Below are 22,625 nucleotides of genomic sequence, written 5' to 3'. Positions count from 1 at the left end.
GAAAGCCGTCCCGGGCGAAGCCACACTCTCCCATAGCGCCGACGGCGATCCTCACCCCTCACCGGCCGTGAACGTCCCGGCCGTCATCGGACAACACCTGACGTGAGGATGATGACCGAACGCGTGGACGAGGGTGAAGGACCACCCGACGAGGACCGGCCGCGACTGGGCGGTGCCGATCCGGCGGCGGAGTTCGGGCGGCTGTTCGACAGATACGCCCGGCCCCTGCACCGCTACCTGGCCCGGCGAGTGGGCACGGAGACGGCCGACGACCTGGTCAGCGAGACCTTCCTGATCGCACTGCGGCAAAGACGGTCCTACGACCCGGCGCAGGGCGCGGTGCGGTCCTGGCTGTACGGGATCGCGACCAATCTGCTCCGGCGGCATGTCCGGGACGAGGTCCGCTCGTTGCGGGCGACGGCCCGGGCCGCCGGACAGCTGCCCCAGCCGCATCCGGGGCACGACGGGCGTGTCGCCGACCGGGTGGACGCCGCGGCGCTCGCGGGCCGTCTCGCCGCGGCGCTCGCGGAACTGTCCGAAGGGGACCGTGACGTGCTGCTGCTGTCGTCGTGGGCGGAGATGGACAGCGCCCAGGTCGCCGAGACCCTCGGCATCCCGGTGGGCACGGTGCGGTCGCGGCTGCACCGCGTGCGCACCCGGCTGCGGGCCACCGCCCCCACCGCGTCGAGCAAGGAGGAAAGCCATGACTAACGGGAACAACGTGCACGAGGTGTGGTCGGAGTCGCAGCTCGACCTCGCGCTGAACGCGCTTCACGCTGACGCGTCCGGCGACGGCGATGTCCTGGCCACCGTCCGGGCACGGCTGATGGCCGAGGCCGGAGCGGCGCCGGAGGAGGCCCCGGTCGCGCTGCGGCGGCGCCGCCCCCGCCGCGGCCTCTTCGCCGCGGCGGCCGCGGTGGTGGCGATGACGGCGGGTGTGCTCGTCTGGCAGGCGACCGGGGGTGGGGGCACGGGGCTCACGCCCAACGCCTCCGCCGCTTCCCTCGGCGCCGCCGCCGACCATGTGGGATCCGGTGATCCGGCGGTCGGCCCCGGGCAGTACCGCTACCTCGTCACGCACGCCTGGGGCGTAACCACGACGACTCCCCAGAACGGCCGCGACTTCGTCTATCTCCAGGAAGAGGTGCGGGAGACCTGGGTACCCGCCGACCAGACCCGGGAGTGGATGGAGCGGCGGACCACCACCGGCAACCGGCAGTGGCTGGTGGGCACCGAAGCCGAAGCCCGCGCGGCGGGGGCGGTGAGCGACAAGCCGGCTTGGACGGACGGGGTGCGGAAGGCACCCTGCGGCGACTTCTACGCCGACACGGAGCACCGGCAGCCCCTCTGCCCACGGCCGGGCAACTGGCAGTCGCCGACGCCGTCCTGGCTCGCTTCGCTGCCCAGGGACCCGCAGGAGCTCTACCGCAGGCTGCGGGCGGACGCCCCGCACAACAGCCTCGGAGACGGCGAGATCCTGGTCTACGCGGCCGACGCCCTCCAAACCGGATTGGTTCCCGCCGATCTGCGTTCGGCGCTGTACCGGGCGCTCGGCTACCTGCCGGGCCTGGAGATCACCGACAAGGTCGCCAATCTGGACGGGAAGCAGGGCGTCGCCTACGGCATCTCCGACGGCAAGGCCCGGTGGGATCTGATCATCGACCCGGTGACGGGGGCGTTCATCGGGGAACGGGGCCTGGCGCTCGAAAGCAGCAACGGGGTGCCCCAAGGCACCGTGACCGGCTGGTCCTCGATGACCAGCACGGTGGTGAACGGCCTGGGCCAGGTACCGGGCCGCTGACGGAATGCGGGTCCGCGCGCGGTCGGGGCGCGCGGGCCCGTTTCCGGTGTCACGAGAAGAATTCGGCGAGCACCGGGGCAAGTGCCTCGGCGGCGACGTCGTGCGTCTGGCCCTCCAGAACGCGGTGACGGGCGGCCGGGATCGCCTCCGCCACCGCCTTCGCCGCGCCCCGCAGACGGGCGGGACTGGCTCCCCCGGCCAGGACCAGCGTGGGCACGGCCACCGCGGCCGCGAGGTCGCGGGGCAGGTGCCCGTCGCCGAGGATCTCGTCGTCGTAGGCGAGGGTCCGCGCGATGGCCTCCAGCGCCGCCCAGCCCGGCTGGGCGCGCATCCCCTCGATGAGCGGGGCGGGCACCCCGACCTGCGCCATGAACAGCGCGACGGCGTCCCCGCCGTGCCCGGCGGCCAGCAGCTCACGCAGCCGTCGGCGGTAGTCCGCCGCCCCGGGGACGTCCTCGACCTCGGCCACGAAGGGCGGCTCGTACAGGGCGAGCCCGATGATGCCGGAACCGTTCGCGGCGGCGGCCAGCGCGAGCGCCGCGCCCGAGGAAATGCCGTAGACGTAGGCGTTCCCGCCGGCCTCGCCGATCACTGCGGTCAGGTCCTCGATCTCCCGGGCGACGGCGTAGGGCGGGGTGTCGGCGCTTTCTCCCCGGCCTCGACGGTCATAGGTGTGGACGGTGAACCTCTCGCTCAGCAGCGCGGCCAGCGGCCCCAGCGGGCCTGCGCCGCGACAGCACAGGGCGCCGTCGACGAGCACGAGAGCGGGGCCTCGGCCCCGGCGCTCGTAGGCGATCGTGGTGCCGTCGGCGGAAGTGACCGCGGGCATGTCAGGCTCCTTCCCGTTCCGGCGGGACGAGCGTGGCCAGGTAGGCGTCGAACCGGTCGAAGCTGGTGCTGAGCCCGGCCCTCGCCTCGGCACTGGCGTACGCGGCAGGGACGTTGGTCTGGTGCGTGACGACCTCGGTACGGCCGTCGTGGAGGTCGACGAAGGTGATGGTGGTCTTCATGCCGCCCTCGACGTCCGGCTCGATCCACACCAGACGCTCCGGACGGCGGATCTCGACGTAGATCGCGCGCATCGTGTACGTGCTGCCGTCGGCGTCGTTGACCATCGTGGTCTCGAACGCCCCGCCGGGCCGCAGGTCGACCACGATGTTCCCGACCGGTGTCGTGGTCCCGGCCGGGCCCCAGAAACGGGCGAGGTGTTCCGGCGTGGTCATGCAGTCGAAGAGCAACTCCGGCGTGGCGCGGTGCACCCGCCGGTAGGTGAATTCCCCGGTCTCGGTCATTTCGCCTTTCCTCCGTCGGGATCGTCCGCGCGCAGCGCGGCCAGATGGGCCTCGAGGCGGTCGTGGCGGCCGGCCCACACCTGCCGGTGGTGCTCGATCCAGCCTGCCGCCTCTTCGAGCCGGGCCGTTTCCAGCACGCACGGCCGGGACTGCCCGCTCCTGGTCCGGGAGACGAGGCGGGCGCGCTCGAGCACCTTGAGGTGTTTGGAGATCGCCTGCTGGGTCATCGCGAACGGTTCCGCGAGTTCACCGACCGTGGCCTCGCCCCGGGCCAGGCGCTCGACGATGGCGCGCCGGGTGGGGTCGGCCAGCGCCGAGAACACCAGGGTCAGCTCGTCTTCCGCGACTGCCATGCAGCGACCCTATCCACAACCACTCATTTGCACAACCGGACGGTTGTAAGCCCCATGGGCTATCCGGGCCGACGGCGCTGTTCCTTTTCCGCCCGCGCATTGGCGCGGTCGATCTCCGCCATATGCGCCTCGGCCCATTCCCGGACCGCCGCGAGCGGCCCCTCCAGCGACAGGCCGAGTTCGGTGAGCCGGTAGTGCACGCGAGGCGGCACCGCCGGCTCGACCCGGCGTTCGGCGAGGCCGTCGTGGACCAGGTTCCGCAGGGTCACCGACAGCATCTTCTGCGACACACCCGCCATCCGCCGCTGCAGTTCGGCGAACCGCACCTCCTCAGGCGCCGCTTCGGCGAGCACCCTGACCGCCATGGAGGTCCACTTGGTGCCGATGCGGTCCAGCAGCCCGCGGGTCGGGCATGCGGGATCGAACAGATCACCCCTACCGCCCCGGGAGGAGGTCACCTCGGGCTCACCACCTGTCGTCAAAGTGCGATCTTGCCCGCACGAAGCCAGTTACACAGGTTCTTGTGGTCACCACTCGTAACAGCTTTGACCAGGAGAAATAACGTCCATGAGCACCCCCGTAGCCGAACCGCGCGCCGACCTGCGCCGGATCACCACGAACGGCGTCGAGCTCTCCGTCGCAGTCGCCGGGGAAGGGCCCGCGCGCTCGGCGAGACCACGGCGGCGGTCGTCGGCATCGACGCCGGCACACCCCCGGCGTTCCTCTTCGCCCTGCGGCGTCCGGAGCGCGTGAGCAGACTCGTGCTGATGGAGTCACTCCTGGGCACCCTGCCGGGCGCCGGGGAGTTCCTGGCCGCGGGCCCGCCGTGGTGGTTCGGGTTCCACGCGGTGCCGGGGCTGGCCGAGACGGTACTGCGGGGCCACGAGGCGGAGTACATCGACTTCTTCCTCGCCAGCGGCACGCATGGCCGCGGCGTCCCGGCCGGGATCCGGGACGCGTTCGCCGATGCCTACTCCCGCCCCGAGGCCCTGCGGTGCGCCTTCTCGTACTACCGGGCACTGCCCGCGTGCGCACGGCAGATCGCGGACGCCGTGGCCGGACGGCACCTCACGGTGCCCACCCTCGTCATCGGCTCCCACCCGGTCGGCGCCGCCCTCGAACGGCAACTGCGCCCCATCACCGACCACCTCGACGGGCGGATCATCGACGACTGCGGTCACATCATCCCGCTCGACCGGCCCGAAGCCCTGCTGTCGCTCCTGCTCCCCTTCCTCGGGTCCCAGCGGCCGTGAACGAGCCGAATGGGGCGCCCCTTCGCGGCTCAGCCGAAGGGGTTGTCCTTGTCCCGCAGGGCGTTCAGGGCCGGGACGTACATCCGGGACTTGATGGTGCCCAGGGTCGGGCCCGCCTTGGCGGCCAGTGAGCGGGCGATCTCCAGCGCCGTCTCCCGCACCGCTTCCTCACCGACCGCGCGGTCGACGATCCCCGCCGCGAGGGCGTCCTGGCCGCCGTAGCGCCGCGCCGTGGTCATGGACTCGTGCGCGGTCTGCGGGGCCAGGCGGGCCTGGATGAGCGCGGACATCCCGGGGGTGAACGGGATGTTGATATCGGCCTCGGGCAGGCACCAGAAGCCGCGGTCGGCACGCATCACACGGAAGTCGTGGGCCAGCGACAGCATGGCCCCGGCGGCGAAGGTGTGCCCCTGCAGGGCCGCCACGGTGATCAGCGGCAGCGACAGGACCCGCGCGAACAACTCGTGCACGCTCACCACGTACTCCGAGGCGCGATCACCGTGGGCGGACAGCCAGTCGAGGTCGAGACCGTTGGAGAAGAACTTGCCGGTCGCCGCGGTGACCAGGGCCCTGGGCCCCTCCGCCCGCTCCACCTCGTCGAGCAGGCCGCCGACCTCGGCGAGCCAGTCGGGGTGGAAACGGTTCTCGGTGTCCCCGAGGTCGAGGACGAAGACCTCGTCGTGGCGCTCCAGCGTGGGCATGGGCACTCCTTTGTGAGCCGGGTCGGCGTGAGCACCGATCCTACCGACGAGTAACACCAGTGGTTCCGGTCACCCCGGCCTCGCCGCCGGGCACCGGCGGGTTTCCCTCATGTTACCCGTGGGGGTACTCCGCGGTGACCGGCTCCGCGGCGCTGTTACCGTGGCGCCGCACGCCCGAAACCGGCGCGCAAACCCTCGTCCGTCCACTGTGGATAGCCTTACCATTGTGAGGATGATCACCGCCCTCGCAAGGAAAGCGCCGCGCGGGCCGATGAGCGCCCCCAGACCCGGATTTCCGTTCCCCACCGGTGGATTGTCCAGGTCGGAGGGTTGTGTGAGACCGGTCGACCCGGCGCGTTCCAGGCCACCAAGATTGGTATGGTTCCAGAAAACAGGCATGGAGGATTGCTACCGATGGCACTGATCAACACGGAAGTGAAGCCGTTCACCGCCACCGCGTTCCACAACGGTTCGTTCGTCGAGGTGAGCGACCAGAACCTGCGCGGCAAGTGGTCGATCGTCTTCTTCTACCCCGCCGACTTCACCTTCGTGTGCCCGACCGAACTGGGCGACCTGGCGGACCACTACGAGGACTTCACCCGTCTCGGCGTCGAGATCTACTCGGTGTCCACCGACACCCACTTCACGCACAAGGCGTGGCACGAGACCTCCGACACCATCGCCAAGATCCAGTTCCCGATGATCGGCGACCCCTCGGGCGAGATCACCCGCAACTTCGACGCGATGCGGGAGGGCCAGGGCCTCGCCGACCGCGCGACCTTCGTGATCGACCCCGACGGCGTGATCCAGCTCATGGAGATCACCTCCGAGGGTGTCGGGCGCAACGCCGCCGAGCTGCTGCGCAAGGTCAAGGCCGCTCAGTACGTCCGCGAGCACCCGAACGAGGTCTGCCCGGCGAAGTGGGAAGAGGGCGACGAGACCCTCGCCCCGTCGCTGGACCTCGTGGGCAAGATCTGACCCACCCCGCCGACCGTCCCGGCCCGGTGCGGACCACGCCCCATCGGGCGTCCGCGCCGGGCCCCCGCTCCCTGACGCCCCTGGAGGTCTCCGTGCTCGACAAGGCACTGTCCCAGCAGCTCGCCCAGCACCTCAAGCTTCTCCGGCAGCCGGTCGAGCTCGTCGCCTCGCTCGACGACGGCGCCAAGTCGAAGCAGCTGCTGGAGCTGCTCAACGAGGTCGCGGCGCTCTCCGACAAGGTCACCGTGGTGCGCGCCGACGACGACGAGCGACGGCCGTCCTTCGCCATCGTGCGGGCCGGAACGGACGTTTCGGTGCGCTTCGCGGCGATCCCGCTCGGCCACGAGCTCACTTCCTTCGTGCTCGCCCTGCTGCAGGTCGGAGGCCACCCCTCGACCACGGCCTCCGAGCTCATCGAGCAGATCCAGGGGCTGGACGGCGAGTACCACTTCGTCACCTACCTGTCGCTGTCCTGCCAGAACTGCCCCGAGGTGGTGCAGGCGCTCAACCTGATGAGCGTGCTGAACCCGAAGATCACCCACGTCGCGGTCGACGGCGCGCTGTTCCGCGAGGAGGTCGAGGCCCGCGGCGTGCTCGCGGTGCCCACCGTGTTCCTCAACGGCGAGGTGTTCGACCAGGGCCGCATGACCCTCGAGCAGATCGTGTCCAAACTGGACACCGGAGCCGGGGAGAGGGCGGCCGCGGCCCTCGACGACAAGGAACCCTTCGACGTGCTCGTCGTGGGTGCCGGTCCCGCCGGGGTCTCGTCGGCGGTCTACGCGGCGCGCAAGGGGATCGCCACCGGGCTCGTCGCCGAGCGCATCGGCGGCCAAGTACTCGACACCATGGCGATCGAAAACCTCATTTCGGTCCCCTACACCGAGGGCCCGAAGCTCGCGTCGGCGCTGGAGCAGCACGCCCAGGCCTACGACGTCGACATCATGGAACTGCAGCGGGCCGCCCGGCTCGTGCCCGCCGCGGAGCCCGGCGATCCGCACCGGGTCGAACTGGAAAGCGGTGCCGTGCTGAGCGGCCGCACGGTGGTCCTGGCCACCGGGGCGCGCTGGCGGCACATGGGGGTCCCGGGCGAGCAGGAGTACCGGAACAAGGGCGTCACCTACTGCCCGCACTGCGACGGCCCCTTGTTCAAGGGCAAGCGCGTCGCGGTGATCGGCGGCGGCAACTCCGGTGTGGAGGCCGCGATCGACCTCGCCGGCATCGTCGCGCACGTGACGCTGCTGGAGTTCGACGGCACGCTCCGCGCCGACGAGGTGCTGCAGCGCAAGCTGCACAGCTTGTCCAATGTGGACGTGCTGGTGAGCGCGCGGACGACCGAGGTGACCGGCGACGGCGCCAAGGTGACGGGACTGGTCTACGAGGACCGCACCTCCGGTGAGCACCACACACTCGCGCTCGAAGGGGTGTTCGTACAGATCGGCCTGCTGCCGAACACGGAGTGGCTCGAAGGGACCGTCGCGCTCACCAACCGCGGGGAGATCGTGGTCGACGAGCGCGGCGCGACCTCCGTTCCCGGGGTGTTCGCGGCCGGAGACTGCACCACCAGCCCCTACAAGCAGATCGTCACCGCGATGGGCTCCGGTTCGACGGCCGCGCTGAGCGCCTTCGACCACCTGATCCGCACCACCGCCCCGGCACTGGCCAGCACCGACGCCTGACCCACCCGCCCTCCGGGCGTTCCACGCTCGTGCGGGGTTGCGTGCCCTGAAGGTCGCCTTGAGGGTCATAAAGGCTCTCAAGGTCGCCTTGAGGGCAAGCGCTCCTCAGCCGAGGAGCGTCTGCCAAGGCTGCCGTGAGGGGCCCCCTCACAGCAAAGAGGGTCAGGCTCCCCGGCGAAACGCGGTGCGTTGAGAGCACCCCGAGCAGACTGGACGTCGCCACAATTTTCGTGCTGAGAGAAAAGAATTCCTTGTTGTTCGAAGAATGAGATGGCGTTGACGCTTTCCTCCGCCAGGGATCGAATCGGAACCGGCCGTCCTCCGGGTCCCCTTCCGAATTCGCTGGGAGAAGAGCATGTCCCATCCCCTTGTCCGTCTCGCCGTCGCCCTCGACGGGGCGGGATGGCATCCGGCGGCGTGGCGTGAGCTCCGGGCTCGCCCCCGCGAGTTGTTCACCGCCGCGTACTGGGCGGACCAGGTCCGGGAGGCCGAGCGGGGCCTGCTGGACTTCGTCACCATCGAGGATTCGCTTGCGCCGCAGTCGGCGGACCCGTGGGTGCCCGACGAACGCACGGATCAGGTGCGCGGCCGGCTCGACGCGGTGCTCGTCGCGGCCCGGGTCGCGCCGCTGACCCGCAGCATCGGCCTCGTGCCGACCGCGATCGTGACCCACACCGAGCCGTTCCACCTGTCGAAGGCGATCGCGACGCTGGACTACGTCAGCACCGGCCGGGCGGGTATCCGGGTCAAGGTTTCGCCCTCCGCGCACGAAGCCGCGCATTTCGGCCGCCGGGCCGTGCACGAGGAAAGCATCGAGGACCTGTTCGCCGAGGCGGCGGACTACGTCGAGGTGCTGCGGCGGCTGTGGGACAGCTGGGAGGACGACGCCGAGATCCGCGATCGCGCGACCGGCCGGTTCATCGATCGCGACAAGCTGCACTACATCGACTTCGAGGGACGGTTCTTCCGGGTACGCGGCCCGTCGATCACGCCCCGTCCGCCCCAGGGCCAGCCGCTGGTGGCCGCGCTGGCCCACCAGGAGATCCCGTACCGGCTCGTCGGCCGCTCCGCCGATCTCGGTTTCGTCACCCCGCACGACGCCGCCGAGGCGCGACGGATCGTCGCGGATATCCAGGCCGAACAGGAGCGGGCCGGGAGGTCGGCGGAAACCGTGCACGTCTTCGCCGATCTGGTGGTGTTCCTGGACGCCAGCGAGGCGGCCGCCACCGCCCGCCGCGAGCGGCTCGACGAACGCGCCGGCGCCCCGTACACCAGTGATGCGGCCGTCTACACCGGAACCCCGGAGGGTCTGGCCGATCTCCTGCTGGACTGGCACTGCTCGGGCCTGAGCGGATTCCGCCTGCGCCCCGCGACGATCCCCCACGACCTCGAGCAGATCACCCGGCACCTCGTACCGGAACTGCAGCGCCGCAACGCCTTCCGCTCCGCCTACGAGGCGGCGACCCTGCGCGGGCTGCTGGGCCTGTCACGCCCCGCCAACCGCTACGCCGCCTGACCACTCCCCCTCCAGGAGCCACGATGAGCAAGCCCGTGAAGCAGATCCACCTCGCCGCACACTTCCCCGGTGTGAACAACACGACCGTGTGGAGCGATCCCCGCTCCGGCAGCCATATCGAGTTCGCCTCCTTCGTCCACTTGGCACAGACGGCCGAGCGGGCGAAGTTCGACTTCTTCTTCCTCGCGGAGGGGCTGCGGCTGCGCGAGCAGAAGGGCAAGATCCACGACCTGGACGTGGTGGGCAGGCCGGACACCTTCACCGTTCTCGCCGCGCTCGCGGCGGTTACCGACCGGCTCGGCCTGGCGGGCACCATCAACTCCACCTTCAACGAGCCCTACGAGGTGGCGCGCCAGTTCGCCAGCCTCGACCACCTTTCCGGCGGCCGCGCCGCGTGGAACGTGGTGACCTCCTGGGATGCCTTCACCGGCGAGAACTTCCGGCGCGGCGGGTTCCTCGCCGAAGAGGACCGCTACGAGCGGGCCCGCGCGTTCCTCGACACCGCCCTCGAACTGTTCGACTCGTGGCGGGGCGACGAGATCGTCGCAGACAAGGACGGCGGGGTGTTCCTCGCCGATGCCCAGGCGGGCCGGTTCAAACACCACGAGGCGCATTTCACCATCGGCGGCCGGTTCACCGTGCCGCGCAGCCCCCAGGGCAGGCCCGCGATCCTGCAGGCGGGCGATTCCGGCCAGGGCCGCGAATTCGCCGCCGCCACCGCCGACGCCATCTTCAGCCGCCACAGCACCTACGAAGCGGGACGCGCGTTCTACGCCGACGTCAAGGGACGGCTGGCCCGGCACGGGCGCCGCCACCAGGATCTGCTGATCATGCCCGCCGCCACGTTCGTCCTCGGCGACACCGACGCCGAAGCCGCGGAGCTTGCCCGTGAGGTGCGCTTCCAGCAGGTCAGCGGGCCGACCGCGATCAACTTCCTGGAGCAGGTCTGGAACCGCGACCTGTCCGCCTACGACCCCGACGGCCCGTTGCCGGAGATCGACCCGGATCCGGGTGAGCACACGGTCACGCGAGGGCGGGCCGCGGTGCGGATGTTCGGTGACCGGCTCGCGACGGCCCAGGAGTGGCGCGCCCGCGCCGAGGCGGACAACCTGTCCCTCCGCGAACTGGTCGTGGAGGTCACCGCACGGCAGTCGTTCGTGGGCACCCCCGCGTCGGTCGCCGAGGAGATCAACCGGTTCGTGCAGGACGACGCCGCGGACGGGTTCATCCTCGTCCCGCACCTCACTCCCGGCGGCCTGGACCCGTTCGCCGACACGGTGGTGCCGCTGCTGCAGGAACGCGGGGTGTTCCGTGCCGACTACGAGGGCACCACGCTGCGCGAACACCTCGGCCTCGCCCGCTGACACCGCTCCCGAGAAGGAAGAAACACCATGTCCCGCGTCCCCCTCGGCATTCTCGACCTGGTACCCGTCTCGTCCGGCTCGACGGTGCCCGAAGCCCTGCGCAACAGCATCGATCTGGCACGCCGGGCGGAAGAATTCGGCTACGCGCGCTACTGGTTCGCCGAGCACCACCTCAACCCGGGCGTGGCGGGCTCTTCCCCCGCCGTCGTGCTCGCGCTCACCGCGGCCGCCACGTCCAAGATCCGGATCGGCGCCGGGGCGGTTCAGCTCGGTCACCGGACGCCGCTGTCGGTGGTGGAGGAGTTCGGACTGATCGATGCCCTGCACCCGGGCAGGCTCGACCTCGGGCTGGGCCGGTCCGGAGGCAGGCCCCCCACACCGTCCACACCGTCCTCTCCGTCCACAGAGGACGTTCGAGGGCACGCGCCGAACGGACTCCGCATCCCACCGAAGTTCTCCCCCGCGCACCTGCTCGATGCGCCGCTGTTCCAACTGCGCCAGCAACTCCTGCAGCAGCCGGGGGCGAAGACCCCCGACTACGCGGCCCAGATCGACGACATCCTGTCCCTGCTGGCCGGGACCTACCGCAACGCGGAGGGGGTGGAGGCGCACGTCGTGCCCGGTGAGCGCGCGGACGTGCAGGTCTGGATCCTGGGCAGCAGCGGCGGCGAGAGCGCGAACGTCGCCGGGGCGAACGGATTGCGCTTCGGCGGCAACTACCACGTCGCGCCCTCCGGAGTGCTGGAGGCGGTGCAGGCCTACCGGGCGGCGTTCAAACCCTCGGCCGAGCTGGCGCGCCCGTACCTGTCGGTGTCCGCCGACGTGGTGGTGGCCGAGGACGAGGCGACCGCGCGGGAACTGGCGACGGGCTACCCGTTGTGGGTGCGCAGCATCCGTTCGGCCGAAGGCGCCATCCCCTTCCCCAGCCCGGAAGAGGCCCGCCGTCACCAGTGGACCCAGGACGACCGGCGGCTGGTGGCCGACCGGGTGGAGACCCAGTTCGCCGGCTCGGCCCGGCAGGTCGCGGACCGGCTCGAACAGCTCCAGGAGGCGACCGGCGCCGACGAACTGCTGGTCACCACCATCACCCACGACCACCGCGACCGCGTCCGCTCCTACGAACTGCTGGCCGAAGAATGGGCCACCCGCTGACCCGGGGGTGTGTCGGTAGCGGGGGCTCTTTGCTACGGATGATTCGCAGCAAAGAGCCCCCGCTGCGGAAACGGGGTCAGGCGGCTTTCGAGCGGGCCCGGCCCGGGATCGCGGCCAGTAGTTCCTTCGTGTACTCGTGCCGGGGCCGCGTCAGCACGTCGTCGGCGGGGCCGTACTCGACGAGCCGTCCGGCGCGCATCACGCCGACCCGGTCGGCCACCTGCCGCACCACGGCGAGGTCGTGCGAGATGAACAGGTAGGCCAGCCCCAGTTCGTCCTGCAGTGCCGCCAGCAGGTCAAGGATCTGCGCCTGGATCGAGACGTCCAGCGCCGAGACCGGTTCGTCGCACACCACGAGGTCGGGCCTCAGCGCGAGCGCGCGCGCGATCGCGACGCGTTGCCGCTGCCCGCCCGAAAGTTCGGCGGGCTTGCGTGCCAGCATGGTGCGCGGCAACGCCACCTGGTCGAGCAGGCCGGCCGCCTCGGCCCGGCCCCCGGCCCGGAACGCGCGCAGCGGCTCCGACACGATGTCGGCGACGGTCAGGCGCGGATCGAGCGAAGCGTAGGGATTCTGGTAGATCAACTGCATCCGCCTGCGCAGCCGACGCAGTTCTTCCCCGGCGAGACCGGTGATCTCCTGCCCGTCGAAGGTGATGGTGCCCGCGCCCGGTGTCTCCAGGCGCAGCAGCAGCCGTGCCGTCGTCGACTTGCCCGAGCCGGATTCCCCGACCAGTGCCAGGGTTTCGCCGCGGAACAGCTCCAGCGACACGTCGTCGACGGCACGGAACGATCCGAAGTCCTTGCGCAGTCCCGTCGCGGTGACCAGCGGTGGGCCTGCCGCCTTCCGCGGGCGCCGGGGCCGGTCGGACAGGCTGGGTGCGGCGGCCAGCAACCGCCGCGTGTAGGCGTGCGCCGGGGCGGCGAGCAGCGCACCGGCCGGTCCGCGTTCCACGACGCTCCCGGCCGAGAGCACGACGATCTCGTCGGCGCGGTCGGCGGCCACCCCGAGATCATGGGTGATCAGCAGCAGCGCGAGGCCGTCCTCGGCCGCCAGTTCGTCGAGGTGGTCGAGGATGCGGCGCTGGACGGTGACGTCGAGCGCGCTGGTCGGCTCGTCGGCGATGATCAGCTTCGGCCGCCCGGCCAGCGCGGCGGCGATCAGGGCGCGCTGGCGCAGCCCGCCGGACAGTTCGTGCGGATACTGCCGCGCCCGCAGCGCCGGTTCCGGGACACCGGCGCGCGCGAGCAGTTCCACCGCCTCACCCGGGGCGGTCCTGCGGGTGGCCAGACCGTGGATGAACAGGGTTTCCGCGACCTGATCGCCGATCCGGCGCACCGGGTTGAGCGACATCGCCGGGTCCTGCGGGACCAGGGCGATGTCGCGGCCCCGGATCCGGCGCCACCCTCGCTCGGACAGCGTGGTCAGCTCCCGCCCGCCGAAGGTGATCGAGCCGCCTTCGATCCGCCCGCCACGCGGCAGCAGGCCGAGCACGGCGTGCGCCGTGGTGCTCTTGCCCGATCCGGACTCGCCGACGAGGGCGAGCTTTTGTCCACTGCGGACAGTCAGGCTGACGCCCGCGACGGCCGCCACCGGACCGGAGCGCGTCCGGTACGACACGTCGAGACCGTCGACCACCAACAGCTCACTCATGACGTCCTCTCTTCCAGCGCACGGGAAAGCCGGTTCGCCGACAGCACCACCGCGGCGATCACCAGCCCGGGCAAGGTGGTCATCCACCAGGCGCTCGCCAGGTAGGCGCGGCCACCCGCCACGATCGAGCCCCATTCCGGGGTCGGCGGGGTGGCGCCGTAGCCGAGAAAGCTCAGCGCCGAAATCTCCAAAACGGCCGTACCGAGCGTCAGCACCGACAGCGCGGTCACCGGGCCCGCCGCGTTCGGCACGATGTGCCGCGCCAGCACCCCGAACCAGCGCACCCCGCCGGCCCGGGCCGCCTCCACGTAGGCCGCGGTGCGGACGCGCAACACCTCCGCCCGCATCAGGCGCGCGAAGTTCGCCACATTCGCCACGCCGACCGCGACCGCGACCTTCGTGGTGCCGAACCCCAGCGCCGTGACCAGTGCCAGGGACAGCAGGATCGGCGGCACGGCCAGCAAAACGTCCGTGATCCGCATCAGCGTGGCGTCGAGCCACCCGCCGCGCACGCCCGCGGCCAGTCCCAGCAGCGAACCGGCCACCAGCGCGATCAGCACCGCCAGCACGGTCGCGCCGAGGGACAGCGCGGCGCCGTGCACCACGCGGGCGAACACGTCGCGCCCGGTCTCGTCCGTGCCGAACAGGTGCGCGGCCGACGGCGGCCGCAGCTTCTCCCTGGGCACGCCCGCCAGCGGGTCCTGCCCGGTGAACAGGCCGGGGGCCAGTGCCCAGCCCGCCGCCAGGATCAGCACGAGCCCGGCGAGCACGAGCCCGGGCCGCCGCAGCACGAAGGCGGCGCGGCCGCGCAGCGCCACGAGGTCAGCCATGCACGAGCTCCTTCCGTACCCGGCCGGGGACGTCACGACGCACGCGGGGATCCAGCAGCGGGTACACCAGGTCGACCAGAAGGTTCACGACCACGAAGAAGAACGCCGCGAGCACGATCACCGCCTGCACCACGGGAACGTCCTGCGTGTTGACCGCGGTGGTGGTGACCCGGCCGACGCCGTCCCGGGAGAACACCGTTTCGGTCACCACCGAACCGGCCAGCAACTGGCCGGTGATCACGCCGATCATGGTCAGCGCGGGCATCGCGGCGTTGCGCAGGGCGTGTCGCCAGTGGACCCTCGCGCGGCTCGCGCCCCTGGCCTTCGCCGTTTCGACGTAGGGCTGGTCCAACTGGGTGCGCAGGCTCTTTTCCAGCACCTGCCCGATAACCGCGCCCGTCGGCAGCGCCAGCGTCACCGCGGGCAGCACCAGCGACTGCGGCCCGTGGTTTCCCAGCGCGGGAAGGATCCTGAGCTGGAACGAGAAGATCTGCACCAGTACCAGGCCCACCCAGAACACCGGCAGTGACGTGCCCAGCGGCGGCAGGGACGACAGCAGGGTCCCCAGCCAGCGGTGCCGGGTGTAGGTGGCCGCGAGCGCCGCACCGCCGCCGAGGACGACGGCCAGCAACAGGCCCAGCCCGGCGACCGCGGCGGTGGCCGGGAACGCGGTGAGCACCATGTGCGTCGCGGTGTCCCCGGTGATGACCGACCGGCCGAAGTCGCCGTGCAGCGCCGCCAGGAGGCGCTTTCCGTACTGCACCGGCCACGGGTCGGACAGGCCGTACTCGGCACGGGCCTGCGCGAGCTGGTCCTGCGTGACCGTGAGCGCGCCGTCGCCCCCGCCGAGCTTCGCGAGCACCGCATCGCCCGGCAGCAGGTAGAGAATGACGAACGACAGCGTGAACGCCGCCCACAGCACGATCACGGCCTGCCCGAGGCGGCGCAGCAGGTAGCCGCTCATGCGCCGGACACCCAGGTGTCGAACAGTTGCAGGCGCGAGGAGGCTTCGAAACCGACCTCGTGCGCGTTCGGGCCCGAGGCGACCACCTGAGTCAGCTCGAACACGGGAATCGCGTAGGCGTGCTCCACGATCAGGCGCTGCGCCTGCTCGGCGGCGGGCTTGCGGACCGCCGGGTCCGCGGTGGCCGCCTGCTCGTCGAGCGCGGCATCGAGCGGGTTGCCCGCGGGCAGTTTGCTGCGGTTACCCGCCTTGGTGGAGAAGATGTTGCGCAGGATGTCCGGATCGGCGCGGGTCACGTTGTACCAGAGGAACTCGTAGTCGCCCGCCTGCTGGATCTGCAGCGTCTCGGCCGTGGTGTGCAGTTCGAGCCGCAGGTCGAAACCGATCCTGCGCAGTTGCTGCTGAAGGAGTTCCAGGACACTCTGGTTCTGGTTGAACACCGCGGCGAAGACGACGCTCGCGCTCAGCCGGACACCGTCCTTGACCCGGATGCCGTCCGGGCCGGGCACCCAGCCGCCGGCGTCCAGCAACCGCGCCGCGCCGGCCGGGTCGAAGGCGAGCTCGGCGGAAAGGTCGGTGTACAGCGGCGTGGTGGTGGCGAGAATACTGGTGGCGGGCTTGTAGTTCGGGCTGAGGACGGTGTCGGCGACCTCCTTGCGGTCGACCGCCTTGCCGACCGCCTGGCGCACCTTCTCGTCGGTCAGCACCCCCTTGGTCACGTTGGCGTGCAGGTTGAACACGATGCCCGGGTTCGGCCGGGTCTGCTCGGTGAACCCGTTGCCCTGGAACTGGGCCTCGTCGACCGGTTGCACCTCGGTGGTGGCACCGAGCTGTCCGGACAGCAGGCTTCCGGTACGCACGCCCGGTTCCGGCACGATCTTGTAGTCGATCCTGTCGAGGTAGGCCTCGCCCCGGTGTTTGAACAGCGGTGAGCCCCAGTTGTAGCCCTTGCGCTTGGCCAGCACGATATCGGCGTTCTGTTTGAAGCTTTCGAAGACGAAGGGCCCGGAGCCGATCAGCCCGTCGCCGTGGCAGCGCTGGTCCGCCGTCTTCCGGTACGCGGCGGGGGCGAGCACTCCCAGCGACATGGTGGACGAGGCCTGCAGGAACTGTGCGCTCGGCGCGGAAAAGTCCAGCCGGACGGTCTGCGGATCGACGACGGTGGCCGAGGTGTAGGCGGCGAGGTAGCCGGAACCGAGTTGCGCCCGGGCACCGAGCGCCTTGATGCCGTCGAAACTGGTCTTCACCGCGGCCGCGTCCACCGGGGTCCCGTCGGAGAAGGTCGCGCCGGAACGCAGGTGGAAGGTGAAGCCGGTGGAAGCGGCGTTGACCTCCCAGCGGTCGGCCAGCCACGGTTTGATCTCACCGGTGGCGGGGTCCTGGTCGGTCAGGGAGTCGACCAGCTGACGCCCCACGTTGAGGCTGGCGTTCGTACCGGGCTGCTGCGGATCGACGCAGTCGGGGTTCGATCCGATCGCGAGGGTCAGCGTGCCGCCGGGGGCGGGCTGCCCGGAGCCGGAGGTAGCCGACCCGGAGGAGCAGGCGGCGAGCGCCAGGCTCGCGGCCACGCCGAGGGAAAGGAGTTTGAGCGGGGATCTGGAAGACACGCGGACACGGTAAACGGATTTCGGCGGCCATCCCCCGTTTCCCATCAGGTGAACATTTTCTTTCGCGGAACACGAAGAAGTCCCGCGCGACGACCCCTCGCGCGGGACTTCTTATTTTTCGGAAAGAAACAGTGCACCGTCCACATGGGACGAGTCAGAGGGTCGAGCGGATCGAGGGCCGCAACACCGCCTCTCCCCCGGCCCGGAACCGTTCCAGGAACTGGAGGATCTCGGCGGCGACACTGCGTTCGTGGGTGTCGTGCAGGACGTCGTGCCCGCTCGCCGCCACCGTCACGAACCGCAGCCTCGGCCTGCCCACCACGCGCTGCCGCAACGGGAGCGAAGGCGAAAGGAGGTCGGCCTCGCCGTGGAGGACGAGCGTGGGCACCCACGACGGCGGGTCGAGCGGCTCGGACACCGGATGCAGCAGCTCACCGGGCCGCATCAGCGGATCCGACCGCAGCGCCGCGCGGCGCGCCGGGTCGGCGGCCCGGAGCGCGATCTCGTCGCGCCACCCGAAATTCGCGGGCGGCTCCCAGTCGGGCTCGCCCGGCACACCGGCCAGCACCACGGCGGCCGCGCCTTCGGCGTGCCGGGCCGCGGACAGGGCGCCGGTATCGGTCCCGAGCAGGAACAGCGGGCCCCGCAGGTCCGACAGCCAGTCACGGATTTCGTCGTCGTGGCCATCACTGCCCGGCTCGACGACCTGAATCCGGTACCCCTCGGCCGACAATCGCGCGGCCAGCCGCGCGTAGACACCCGTGTGCTCCCCGCGGCCGGGGAACACGGCGACGGTCCCGCGAGGGGCCGCCGGGTCGGCGGCGTCCCAGGTCCTGAGCCGGAGCCGGGTTCCGATCGTGGTCATGACGCCGCGGCCAGCCGCGCGCGAGAGTGCAGCGCCTCGGAAAAGCCGTCGACTACGGTCAGCAGGGGACGTTCGGCCTGCTCGGCCAGCGTCACCCCGCGGTCGGCGACGGTGATCCACTGGTCCAGCAGGAAATAGCCCGGCACGACCTGGTCGGCACCCAGCGAGTGCAGCATCGGGCGGAACGCGTAGTCGATCGCCAGCACATGGGCGAGACTGCCCCCGGTGGCCAGCGGCAGTACCACCTTGCCCGCGAGGGCGAACTGCGGCAGCAGGTCGAGCAGGGTCTTCAGCAGCCCGCTGTAGGCCGCCTTGTAGACCGGCGAAGCCACGATCACACCGTCGGCGCCGTCGATCGCGGCAGCGAGCGCGGCGATGTCCGCCTGCTGCGCGTCCCCGGCCACCAGCGCGGCGGGCGGCAGGTCCCGCACCGGGGCCACGGCCACCCGGTGTCCCTGCCCCCGCAGGCGCGAGGCCAGGTGCTCGACGACCGCCTCCGTGCGGGAGGTGGGCGAGGGGCTTCCACTGAGCGCGACGATTCTGGACATGCTGGCCTCCAAGCGAACGGCGGGGAAAGGGTGGCGGGGTCAGGCGGCGTCGGGCAGGTCGCCCAGGCTCGCGTACTCCCTGGTCGGCAGGAGTGGCGGCGAGTAGGCGTGCACGCTGGCGGCCGGGGTGTCGAAGGTGTTGTGGACGATGTGGGCGCGGCCGGGACCGAAACCGATACTCGCCCCGGTTTCGCGCTCGGCGACGCGGATGCGGCGCGACGGGTAGCGGTAGGTCTCGGTGAGCCTGCCGGTGAGGACCGTGAACGCGCCCGAGGCGCCGCCGTGGTCGTGCGGGCGGGTTCCCTGACCGGGCAGCCAGGACAGCAGCCACACCTCGACGCCCGGGGTGAGCGCCAGCCGCGTCCACCAGCGCTGCCCGGGCACGTACCGCACCAGTTCCGGCAGCCCGGCGGCGAGGTCGCCGGCCAGCGCGGCGGTCAGGGCGCGGAGCTCACCCGCTGTCCACTGAGGACGCCGGGAATCGAGGAGTTCCCGCGCGCCGCGCGTTTCGAGTCGGGGGTGGAGATCGATGTCCACAATGGTCGAAGTCATGGATAACCCTGTTTTCCGTATCGGTTCCTTTTCGCATCATCGCAGTTCACCGGGAGGAAGATACGGCGTCCCAGTGAACGGGAAGAACGGCATTACTTTCTTTCGGCGCGAAACGAATCGCGCCACCGTCCCAGGATCCGGTACGGCACCGGCGGCGGGGTTAGGCTCGGAGACGACACCCGACCTCGTAGGGGAGCTTGTGATGACGACACGGGAAATCGACCGAGTGGCCTTCGCCGGGCAGTGGCGGCAGTGGCACGCCGACCACGAGAAACGGCTCGCCGACCCGCACGGCTTCCTCGCGATCACCAGCATCCGGTGGCTCACCGAAACCCCTGAACGCTTCGAAGACGCGCCCGGGACCTGGTCGGCCGGCCGCGACGGCGTGACCGTCGTCCTGGACGAGGGCGAGGAACTGGTGGTGGACGGCGTCGTGGTGCACGGGCGGCACGAGTTCGGCGTCATCCCCGAGCGCGGCGGGGTGTTCGCCGGATTCGGCGACGCGGTGGCCGAGGTCGCCAAACGGGGCGGCCATCACATCCTCCGGCCCCGGCATCCCGATCACGCACTGCGCACCCGGTTCCACGGGGTTCCCGCCTACACACCCGATCCCGCCTGGGCACTCCCGGGCCGGTTCCTCGCCTACGACACCCCGCGCGCCGTGACGGTCGGCGCGGTGGCCGAAGGACTGCAGCACGTCTACCAGGCACCGGGCGAGATCGAGTTCGAGTTCGGCGGCCGGACGCACCGGCTGACCGCCTTCAACGGCCACACCCCCGGCAGCCTGTTCGTGCTCTTCACCGACCGCACCTCGGGCGTGACGACCTATCCGGCGAACCGGTCCCTGGCGCTCGACGCACCGGCCCCCGACGGCACGGTGACGCTGGACTTCAACCGGGCCACCAATCTCCCCTGCGCCTACACCGACTTCGCCACCTGCCCCCTTCCGCCCGCCGAAAACCGGCTGCCCTTCGCCGTCGAAGCCGGGGAAAAGCTCCCCTACGAACGCAGCTGACCCTCCCCCAGCCTGACCGCGCGGCGCAGGTCGCCGGCATAAGTTCGGGGCTGTTCCCAGGCTGCGAAGTGGCCGCCCGCACGGTGTTCCACATAGTCGCGGATGTTCAGGAACGCCTCGGCGTAGCTGCGCGGAGCCGGTTTGATGTCGTGCGGGAACGCGGAGAACACGGTCGGCGCTTCGACCCGGTCGGGGATGGTGGCCGGTTCGGTGTAGGTGGCGAACGAGGTACCGATCGTGCCGGTGACCCAGTAGGCGGTGACCCAGGTGAGAAGCTCGTCCGGCGTGAAGGCCGACTCGCCGGACCAGGCCTCCAGCTTCTCGACGATCCACGCCGCGAGGCCGGCTGGTGAGTCGCCGAGGGCGACGGCGAGCGTGTTCGGCCGCGTCGACTGCTGCGCGATGTACCCGCCTTCGGTCCGGAACCACTGCGCCGCCTGACCGAGGTAGGCCGCCGCGTCGGGCGCGAGCTTCGCCGGGTCCGCCGTGAGCGCGCGCCGCGGGGAAATGTCCGTCAGGTGCAAGGCGGCCACTCTGTCCGGGTGTTCGCCCGCGAGAATCTCCGCGACGGTGCCACCCACGTCGCCGCCGGAAACCGTGTATCTCGCGTAGCCGAGCTCATCGAGAGCGGCCGCGACGATCCCGGCGATCCGGTTGACCGACATGCCCGGTGTGGTGAGCGGGGCCGCGAACGGAAAGCCCGGCAACGCGGGCACCACCACGTGCAGGTCCGCGAGCAGGGGAAGGACGCGTTCGAAGCGCAGCACCGAATCGGGCCAGCCGTGCAGTAGCACGACCACCGGGGCGCCGGGATCCTCGGCCCGCTGGTGGATCACGCGCAGGTCGGTGTCACCCGCCGCCACCGCCACCCAGGGAAGCTCGCCGATCCGGCGCTCGTGTACGCCCCAGTCGTACCCGTTCGCCCAGTGGTCGAGCAGCTCGTCGAGGAAAGCACCGGTGACGCCCCGCGTCCCGTCATCGCTCCACGGAATTGTGACCCGTCGCGTCCGCCCGAGCCGTTCTCGCAGTTCCTCCATCATGTGTATCAGCATACACGTGCAAGTGTATGCTCATACACATGACAGCTCGCGATGCGGCCGCCACCCGGCAGCGGATCCTGGAACACGCGCAACGCCAGTTCGCCCGGCACGGGTACGCGCGGGTCGCGGTCAAAGGCGTGGCCGACGCCGCGGGCGTCTCACCCAACCTGATCACGCGCTACTTCGGCGGCAAGGACGGTCTTTTCCTGGCGGCGACCCGCGTGGAGATCCCGGTCGAGCACTCCTTCGACGGCGACCGGTCCTCGCTCGGCTCGCGTCTCGCCGCGAGCATCGTGAAACGCTGGTTCGGCGCGCCCGGCGAAGACCCGCTGCTCGTGCTGCAACGCGCCTCCGGAGAGCGGCCCGAGGCAGCGGAGGCGTTGGCAGCCTTCCTCGACAGGAGCTCACTGGAGCCGCTGCACCGCTATCTGCGCGACAGCGGCCTGGACGACGCGACCGCCCGCAGCCGGGCCGCCGCCATCGACGCCTTCGTGCTCGGCGTCTCGACCCGCCGCCGGGTGCTGCGTTCCGAACTCGACGACCCGGCCGAACTTCAGGAATGGCTCAGCACCACGATCCAGCGCCTCGCCGACGGGTGACCGCGCCGCCGAGGCCAGCGCTGTATAGGACGTTATACAGTTACCAGTGGGCCGCCACCGCGGCCGCCGCGCTGTGCTCGCCCTGCCCTGATCGCTTCAGAAGGCCAAGTAGCCGCCGTCGACGGTGATGGCGTCGGCCGTGTGGAAGGCGCTGGCCGGGCTGGCCAGGTAGACGGCGAGGGCGCCGAAGTCCCCCGGCTTGCCCCAGCGGCCGACCGGCATCCGCGGCAGCACCTTGCGCTGGAAGCCTTCCGACTCCAGCATCGGGTCGGCGAGCGGGGTGCTGACCCAGCCGGGCAGGATCGCGTTCGCGCGGATGTGGTGGCGGGCCAGTTCGATCGCGATCGCGGTGATCATCGAGATCAGCCCGCCCTTGCTGGCCGCATACGCCTGCCCGCGCGGCGGCCCCTGGCGGGCGGCGAGACTGGAGGTCCCAATGAGGCTGCCGCCCTCCCCCTGCTCGATCAGCACCCGCGCGGCGGCGCGAAGCGTCAGGAACGCCCCGTCCAGATTGACGCTGGTCACCCGGCGGAACTCGGTCAGCGTGGTTTCGGTGAAGCGGGTGCCCGCCGAACCGACACCCGCGTTGGCGAAGCACGAATCGAGCCTGCCGAGCTCCGCCACGGTGCGGGCCATGGCGCTCTCGACCTGTTCCTCGTCCGAAACGTCACACCGCAGCGCCAGGACCTTCCGGCCGTGGCGCGCCAGTTCCGCGGCGGCCTTCTCGTTGCGTTCGGCGTTGGTGCCCCAGAGACAGACGTCGGCACCGGCCGCGGCGAGCGCGTCGGCCATCGCCAGGCCGATACCGGAGTTGCCGCCGGTGACCACCGAGACGTGCCCGGTGAGATCGAAGGGGTTCATAGGGAAT

25 protein-coding genes are annotated in these 22,625 nt (G+C 70.9%); 11 read left to right on the top strand and 14 right to left on the bottom strand.

Translation table 11 applies throughout. The features are described from left to right. The first annotated feature begins 111 nt into the window (after nucleotides 1–111). A complete protein-coding gene (locus ORV05_RS14320; protein ID WP_268758977.1) occupies nucleotides 112–711 on the top strand; it encodes an RNA polymerase sigma factor in 600 nt (199 codons plus the stop codon). After that, the gene (locus ORV05_RS14315; protein WP_268758976.1) at nucleotides 704–1,801 is read left to right on the top strand and encodes a CU044_5270 family protein; all 1,098 of its coding nucleotides are present in this window, start codon (nucleotides 704–706) and stop codon (nucleotides 1,799–1,801) included. The genes ORV05_RS14320 and ORV05_RS14315 overlap by 8 nt, the downstream gene beginning before the upstream one ends. A gap of 49 nt (nucleotides 1,802–1,850) precedes the next feature. On the opposite strand, the gene ORV05_RS14310 is transcribed toward ORV05_RS14315, so the two are convergent. From ORV05_RS14310 to ORV05_RS14295, 4 genes are read right to left on the bottom strand one after another with little or no spacing between them, the layout of a single operon-like run. Further along, the gene (locus ORV05_RS14310) at nucleotides 1,851–2,630 is read right to left on the bottom strand and encodes an alpha/beta fold hydrolase (RefSeq protein ID WP_268758975.1); all 780 of its coding nucleotides are present in this window, start codon (nucleotides 2,628–2,630) and stop codon (nucleotides 1,851–1,853) included. A gap of 1 nt (nucleotide 2,631) precedes the next feature. Next, nucleotides 2,632–3,093 (bottom strand): SRPBCC family protein, encoded by a 462-nt coding sequence (locus ORV05_RS14305; protein ID WP_268758974.1) that lies wholly within the window; start codon nucleotides 3,091–3,093, stop codon nucleotides 2,632–2,634. Next, entirely contained in the window at nucleotides 3,090–3,446 is a 357-nt protein-coding gene (locus ORV05_RS14300) for an ArsR/SmtB family transcription factor (protein ID WP_268758973.1), read from the bottom strand. Before ORV05_RS14300 ends, ORV05_RS14305 begins: the two co-directional genes overlap by 4 nt. 59 nt (nucleotides 3,447–3,505) lie before the next feature. Further along, nucleotides 3,506–3,928 (bottom strand): winged helix-turn-helix transcriptional regulator, encoded by a 423-nt coding sequence (locus ORV05_RS14295; RefSeq protein WP_268758972.1) that lies wholly within the window; start codon nucleotides 3,926–3,928, stop codon nucleotides 3,506–3,508. A gap of 85 nt (nucleotides 3,929–4,013) precedes the next feature. On the opposite strand from ORV05_RS14295, the gene ORV05_RS14290 reads away from it, so the two are divergent. Together ORV05_RS14290 and ORV05_RS14285 are read left to right on the top strand one after the other, a co-directional pair. After that, nucleotides 4,014–4,199 carry a hypothetical protein gene (locus ORV05_RS14290; RefSeq protein WP_268760097.1) on the top strand — a complete coding sequence of 62 codons (186 nt, stop codon included), beginning with the start codon at nucleotides 4,014–4,016 and terminating at the stop codon, nucleotides 4,197–4,199. 14 nt (nucleotides 4,200–4,213) lie between these two features. Next, a complete protein-coding gene (locus tag ORV05_RS14285) occupies nucleotides 4,214–4,699 on the top strand; it encodes an alpha/beta fold hydrolase (protein ID WP_326938144.1) in 486 nt (161 codons plus the stop codon). Between the two features lie 29 nt (nucleotides 4,700–4,728). Here ORV05_RS14285 and ORV05_RS14280 read toward each other — a convergent pair whose 3' ends face one another. After that, nucleotides 4,729–5,400: an enoyl-CoA hydratase-related protein gene (locus ORV05_RS14280; RefSeq protein ID WP_268758971.1), complete on the bottom strand. Its 672-nt coding sequence runs from the start codon at nucleotides 5,398–5,400 to the stop codon at nucleotides 4,729–4,731. Between the two features lie 414 nt (nucleotides 5,401–5,814). Here ORV05_RS14280 and ahpC point away from each other — a divergent pair, with 414 nt between their 5' ends. From ahpC to ORV05_RS14255, 5 genes are all read left to right on the top strand, one after another. Continuing rightward, entirely contained in the window at nucleotides 5,815–6,378 is a 564-nt protein-coding gene (gene ahpC / locus ORV05_RS14275; RefSeq protein WP_268758970.1) for an alkyl hydroperoxide reductase subunit C, read from the top strand. 92 nt (nucleotides 6,379–6,470) lie between these two features. Continuing rightward, the gene (gene ahpF, locus ORV05_RS14270) at nucleotides 6,471–8,054 is read left to right on the top strand and encodes an alkyl hydroperoxide reductase subunit F (RefSeq protein ID WP_268758969.1); all 1,584 of its coding nucleotides are present in this window, start codon (nucleotides 6,471–6,473) and stop codon (nucleotides 8,052–8,054) included. Between the two features lie 355 nt (nucleotides 8,055–8,409). Further along, entirely contained in the window at nucleotides 8,410–9,570 is a 1,161-nt protein-coding gene (locus tag ORV05_RS14265) for an LLM class flavin-dependent oxidoreductase (RefSeq protein WP_268758968.1), read from the top strand. Nucleotides 9,571–9,593: 23 nt separating this feature from the next. After that, nucleotides 9,594–10,934 (top strand): NtaA/DmoA family FMN-dependent monooxygenase, encoded by a 1,341-nt coding sequence (locus tag ORV05_RS14260; protein ID WP_268758967.1) that lies wholly within the window; start codon nucleotides 9,594–9,596, stop codon nucleotides 10,932–10,934. 27 nt (nucleotides 10,935–10,961) lie between these two features. Further along, a complete protein-coding gene (locus ORV05_RS14255) occupies nucleotides 10,962–12,086 on the top strand; it encodes an LLM class flavin-dependent oxidoreductase (RefSeq protein WP_268758966.1) in 1,125 nt (374 codons plus the stop codon). Nucleotides 12,087–12,162: 76 nt separating this feature from the next. On the opposite strand, the gene ORV05_RS14250 is transcribed toward ORV05_RS14255, so the two are convergent. The 7 genes from ORV05_RS14250 to ORV05_RS14220 form a co-directional block, all read right to left on the bottom strand. Continuing rightward, nucleotides 12,163–13,737, bottom strand: coding sequence for a dipeptide ABC transporter ATP-binding protein (locus tag ORV05_RS14250; protein ID WP_268758965.1), 1,575 nt, complete (start codon nucleotides 13,735–13,737; stop codon nucleotides 12,163–12,165). Further along, nucleotides 13,734–14,567 carry an ABC transporter permease gene (locus ORV05_RS14245; protein ID WP_268758964.1) on the bottom strand — a complete coding sequence of 278 codons (834 nt, stop codon included), beginning with the start codon at nucleotides 14,565–14,567 and terminating at the stop codon, nucleotides 13,734–13,736. Before ORV05_RS14245 ends, ORV05_RS14250 begins: the two co-directional genes overlap by 4 nt. Beyond that, nucleotides 14,560–15,531, bottom strand: a complete 972-nt coding sequence (locus ORV05_RS14240) for an ABC transporter permease (RefSeq protein ID WP_268758963.1) — start codon at nucleotides 15,529–15,531, stop codon at nucleotides 14,560–14,562. The genes ORV05_RS14245 and ORV05_RS14240 overlap by 8 nt, the downstream gene beginning before the upstream one ends. Next, entirely contained in the window at nucleotides 15,528–17,138 is a 1,611-nt protein-coding gene (locus tag ORV05_RS14235) for an ABC transporter substrate-binding protein (RefSeq protein ID WP_268758962.1), read from the bottom strand. The genes ORV05_RS14240 and ORV05_RS14235 overlap by 4 nt, the downstream gene beginning before the upstream one ends. 154 nt (nucleotides 17,139–17,292) lie before the next feature. After that, complete coding sequence (locus tag ORV05_RS14230) at nucleotides 17,293–18,003, bottom strand: alpha/beta hydrolase (RefSeq protein WP_268758961.1); 711 nt, start codon at nucleotides 18,001–18,003, stop codon at nucleotides 17,293–17,295. Continuing rightward, complete coding sequence (ssuE, locus tag ORV05_RS14225) at nucleotides 18,000–18,551, bottom strand: NADPH-dependent FMN reductase (RefSeq protein ID WP_268758960.1); 552 nt, start codon at nucleotides 18,549–18,551, stop codon at nucleotides 18,000–18,002. Before ssuE ends, ORV05_RS14230 begins: the two co-directional genes overlap by 4 nt. 39 nt (nucleotides 18,552–18,590) lie before the next feature. After that, nucleotides 18,591–19,103, bottom strand: coding sequence for a cysteine dioxygenase (locus tag ORV05_RS14220; RefSeq protein ID WP_268758959.1), 513 nt, complete (start codon nucleotides 19,101–19,103; stop codon nucleotides 18,591–18,593). Between the two features lie 202 nt (nucleotides 19,104–19,305). On the opposite strand from ORV05_RS14220, the gene ORV05_RS14215 reads away from it, so the two are divergent. Then, on the top strand, nucleotides 19,306–20,118 hold the full coding sequence (locus tag ORV05_RS14215; protein WP_268758958.1) for a DUF1684 domain-containing protein: 813 nt from the start codon (nucleotides 19,306–19,308) through the stop codon (nucleotides 20,116–20,118). Here the strand turns inward: ORV05_RS14215 and ORV05_RS14210 are convergent. Beyond that, nucleotides 20,103–21,158, bottom strand: a complete 1,056-nt coding sequence (locus tag ORV05_RS14210; protein ID WP_268758957.1) for an epoxide hydrolase family protein — start codon at nucleotides 21,156–21,158, stop codon at nucleotides 20,103–20,105. The genes ORV05_RS14215 and ORV05_RS14210 overlap by 16 nt on opposite strands. 38 nt (nucleotides 21,159–21,196) lie before the next feature. Between ORV05_RS14210 and ORV05_RS14205 the strand changes: the two genes are divergently transcribed. Next, the gene (locus tag ORV05_RS14205) at nucleotides 21,197–21,757 is read left to right on the top strand and encodes a TetR/AcrR family transcriptional regulator (protein ID WP_268758956.1); all 561 of its coding nucleotides are present in this window, start codon (nucleotides 21,197–21,199) and stop codon (nucleotides 21,755–21,757) included. A 96-nt stretch (nucleotides 21,758–21,853) separates the two neighbouring features. Here ORV05_RS14205 and ORV05_RS14200 read toward each other — a convergent pair whose 3' ends face one another. After that, the gene (locus tag ORV05_RS14200) at nucleotides 21,854–22,618 is read right to left on the bottom strand and encodes an SDR family NAD(P)-dependent oxidoreductase (RefSeq protein ID WP_268758955.1); all 765 of its coding nucleotides are present in this window, start codon (nucleotides 22,616–22,618) and stop codon (nucleotides 21,854–21,856) included. Nucleotides 22,619–22,625 lie beyond the last annotated feature (7 nt).

The sequence above is a fragment of the Amycolatopsis cynarae genome (assembly GCF_026802195.1).
Taxonomy (GTDB): domain Bacteria; phylum Actinomycetota; class Actinomycetes; order Mycobacteriales; family Pseudonocardiaceae; genus Amycolatopsis_E; species Amycolatopsis_E rhizosphaerae.
This window is presented reverse-complemented; position numbering and strand designations above follow the sequence as displayed.